We start from the raw sequence: 3720 nt of genomic DNA, 5'->3' as shown, positions 1-3720 counted from the left end.
AGGCTAATGCTTCCGGTAAGGCAAGGTTTTCGGGGAAAATACCGCAGCACGGCGAGGATGATTTTCTCCGAAACCACCTATGGCCCGACCTTGCTGTCCGATAAGAAGCATTGGCCAACTTTGCCCTGTAGTTCATCGGCTTGCCAATGGCTGGTATTTTCTCTTTCCTTCTCTTCATTCTTATCCTCATACTTGAATCGTCCACCTACAAAAAGAGCCGTCCGAGAAGGACAGCTCCCACAACCCATATCGCAATATATCTGCTTATATGGTGTATGTCGATGACAAGACCTTTTCATTGCTTTAAGAGTTAGAAGACCAAGAAACTGAGTATGGCAAAGAGTATCAGTGCTGCCATTACGATGCAGGCAATCTTGTATATAAATCGGAAGAAGCCAGGGAAACATACGATGGCTACCGCAGCCCATACGGGTGATACACCTCGTGTATAGAGATAGCTGAAACCTAATGCTGCTACTACGGCTAACAGTATCATGCCTATCCACTTCATTCTCTTTCTTACGATTGGGTCATTTGTTTTCATATCCTATATTATTTAGTGGGAACAGTCGTTCCCGATTTCGTGGGCTTGGATGTGAAACGCCTCCACCGGCAAGGTTTTCGGTAAAAATACCGCAGCTGTGCGAGGATGATTTTTGCCGAAACCGCCTGCGGCACGACCTTGCGGGGTGGAATGAGGGCGGTTCACTACCTTTGCCTACGAATCGGGATGACTGACATCATCTTTTCTTATCTCTCTTCTTTTCAGGAAATGCCAGCGTTACATTGAACTCATCGTCAAAGGCTACGGCGGCATCGAAGGAGTTACCTTGCTTTCCCTTGAATCCCTTGATCAGCTTGGTCGCTCCCGATGAGAGCAACTGTTCCAGATGCTGCTCGTTAAGTTCCTTGTTCAGCACCTTGCGGAATACAAGCAGACCGCAATCAGGATTGTCGCACTTGGCGACCTTCGGGCGTATCATCACTTTGCCTGTACCGCATTTGGGGCAAGGAATGGTACGCTGTTTGGGTGCAGGGAACTTCAGTCCGAGTACCTCGCGTGTAACCTGCGAGGTAAAACTCTCGATGGAGTGCATAAAGGAGCGTGTCGCCAAAGTATGCTGCTCTATTTGTAGGAGTGTTTTCTCCCAACTGCCTGTCAGCTCCACGTTGGCAACCTGCATATCCTTTACCGCCTCGTAGATGTAGAGTCCCTTCTCGGTAGGTACAAGTGCCTTGCCTGAACGCTCGATATAGTCACGCTTGAAGAGTGTCGTGATGATGGCGGCTCGTGTGGCTGGTGTTCCGATACCCAGTTCTTTCATCGCCTCTTTTGCCTTCTCATCGGTGATGTTCCTACCGCAAGTCTCCATAGCGGCAAGGAGTGTCGCTTCGGTATAGAGCGGCTTGGGCATTGTCTTACGCTGTGCCGTGCCATAGCCCGTAACGGGTATATGCTCACCCTCGGCGAAGCGTGCCGTACCCTTGTTGGCTTCTGTCTCGTCCTTCTCGGCATCCTCCTTGCGGGCAAAGACAGCACGCCAGCCCGGATTGACGATGGTAGTAGAGCGTGAACGGAACTTCATATCCTCGGCGGTCGCCTCCATTACCAGTGACTCCTTCTCGCAGCGTGGCGAGAACGCTTCAAGCATACGCCCTGCAATCATCGTATAGACAATCTGCTCGTGGGCGTTCAACTCCTCAGGCTCTACACCTGTGATGATGAGTGCGTGGTGATCCGTTACCTTGTCATCATCTACACTACGCATATTCAGATGCTCAAAGTCGAAACGCTTGCCATACTCCTTGAACTCGGGCATAGTGGCAATCTTCCAAAGAGAATCATAGACCTGCTCCATCAGGTCATGCGAGATATATCTGCTACCTGTTCTCGGATATGAGATATACTTCTTCTCATAGAGAGCCTGTGCCACAGAAAGAGTCTTCTCCGCACTCATATCGTGATGCGTATTGCAATCCTTCTGCAAGGTGGTAAGGTCGTAAAGTAACGGTGCCTGTTGGTAGGTACGCTTGCGCTCCACCTTTGTGATGAGTGCCATTGAGTCGGGCGAGAATCGTGTGTGTGCCGCCTCTGCCTGCTCCTTGCTCTTGAAGTCCTCGATATGTGCGAACTGGCGGAACTCGCCCAGACGCTCAAGGGTGATGTGCAGTTGCCAATAAGGTGTGGAAACGAAGTCGCGGTTCTCCTTGTAGCGGCTGCATATCATCGCCAGCGTGGGTGTCTGCACTCGTCCGAGGGAGTTGTTCGGCATACCTGAAGCCAAAGCCAATGCACGGCTGGCATTCATACCCACGAGCCAATCAGCCTTGGCACGGCAGTCGGCAGCGTGGTAGAGACTATCGTAAGCCTCGCCATCCTTGAGGTTGCTCATACCTGCACGGATAGCCTCGTCCGTGAGTGAGGAGATCCAAAGACGCTTGAAGGGCTTGGTATATCCGAGGTAGTGGTAGATGTATCGGAAGATAAGTTCTCCCTCACGCCCTGCATCCGTTGCCACGATGATGCTGTCGCACTTGCTGAATACCTCATCAATGAGCTTGAGCTGCTTGGCGGCACCTATGTCCGTTACCATACCTCTGTCGGTCTTGATCTGTCTTACCACAAGCTGGAACGGTTCGGGGAGCATCGGCAAATCCTCGTGCGAAGCCTTACCGTAACCATATGCCGATGGCATGGCGAGGGAAACGAGGTGTCCTAATGCCCAGGTTACAAGATAACCGTTGCCTGCCATATATCCGTCCTTCTTCTCTGTTGCACCGATGATGCGGGCGATGTCCTGACCTACGCTCGGCTTTTCTGCTATAATTGCTATCATATTTTTTCGGGAATTAAAGAAGCCGTCTCCCGTCCCGATTACGGTGCGGGAAACGGCTGTCAGGTTAGTAATGGAATCGTGTTACTGCGTGGGGTTGATACCGATGATTTCCAGCAGCGGAGAGTCGTTCTTGCGTACAAGTTGCAGCGTGGCATCCATCACCACATCCACACCCAAGAGTACGAGGCTCAGTGATACGACACCTGTCTTCTCGCCTCGGAGCAATGTGTCAAGTTCTCCTGCCGCTTCAAGTTCATCCTTGAGAATACCGATTCCTGAAAGTTCGTCCCAGTTTACATCTTCCACCTTGAAAGGTGCTTTGTTCTTATCGTTCATCTTAAAATTCATTTTAGAGTTATACATTGATTTGACTTATCCGACTTCGGGTTAGATGCTCTGTCCCTTTGACTGACGCTTCTCCTGCTTCTCGGCCACGACATTACGCTGTGAGGCGTTGCGGTTTCGGTCGGGATTCTCGTTGTAGAAGTCGAGCTTGTTCTGATTGGAGTTCAGCTTGACATACTGCGAAATGCTCTTGCCATCGAAGCCCTTCATTCCCTCCACGAGTACCGACTTGCCGCTCTGAAGGTCGGCACGCTGCTGACCGGAGAGCTTGGCACCGAAAATCTCCTTCGGAATCTCGAACTTGGCACGCTCCTCAAAGCCGTCGGGAGTGCGAGAGTACATCAGTCGTCCCGTCTCAAGGTCTGCCTTGATGAACGAAGAGAACTCCTCGCCACGGTTGTTCACCATATCATTGAGGAAGATTGCTCGACCTTCACGAAGGTCTTTCTGCTCCTCAGCTGTCAGTTTCACACCGCCTATCTCCTTCGGGATGTAGATTTCTCTTGCACCCTCGGGCGAGTCGGGATTGTAGCGTGTA

General features: G+C 51.2%; 5 protein-coding genes. All 5 read right to left on the bottom strand.

Annotated features, from left to right (window positions below; translation table 11 throughout):
* Window positions 1–190, bottom strand: a 190-nt coding sequence (locus NW211_RS13650) for a hypothetical protein (protein ID WP_258328245.1), incomplete at its 3' end; no start/stop codon positions are given.
* 120 nt (window positions 191–310) lie between these two features.
* Window positions 311–544: a hypothetical protein gene (locus NW211_RS13645; RefSeq protein WP_057327224.1), complete on the bottom strand. Its 234-nt coding sequence runs from the start codon at window positions 542–544 to the stop codon at window positions 311–313.
* 196 nt (window positions 545–740) lie between these two features.
* Window positions 741–2837 carry a type IA DNA topoisomerase gene (locus NW211_RS13640; RefSeq protein ID WP_258328244.1) on the bottom strand — a complete coding sequence of 699 codons (2097 nt, stop codon included), beginning with the start codon at window positions 2835–2837 and terminating at the stop codon, window positions 741–743.
* Window positions 2838–2918: 81 nt separating this feature from the next.
* Window positions 2919–3173, bottom strand: a complete 255-nt coding sequence (locus tag NW211_RS13635; RefSeq protein ID WP_057327244.1) for a DUF4099 domain-containing protein — start codon at window positions 3171–3173, stop codon at window positions 2919–2921.
* 51 nt (window positions 3174–3224) lie between these two features.
* On the bottom strand, window positions 3225–3720 hold a 496-nt coding region (locus tag NW211_RS13630), incomplete at its 5' end, for a DUF3945 domain-containing protein (RefSeq protein WP_258328243.1).

Source organism: Barnesiella sp. ET7 (assembly GCF_024733785.1).
GTDB lineage: Bacteria > Bacteroidota > Bacteroidia > Bacteroidales > Barnesiellaceae > Barnesiella > Barnesiella merdigallinarum.
Note: the sequence above shows the minus strand (reverse complement) of the source record. Positions and strands in the feature narration are given on the sequence as shown.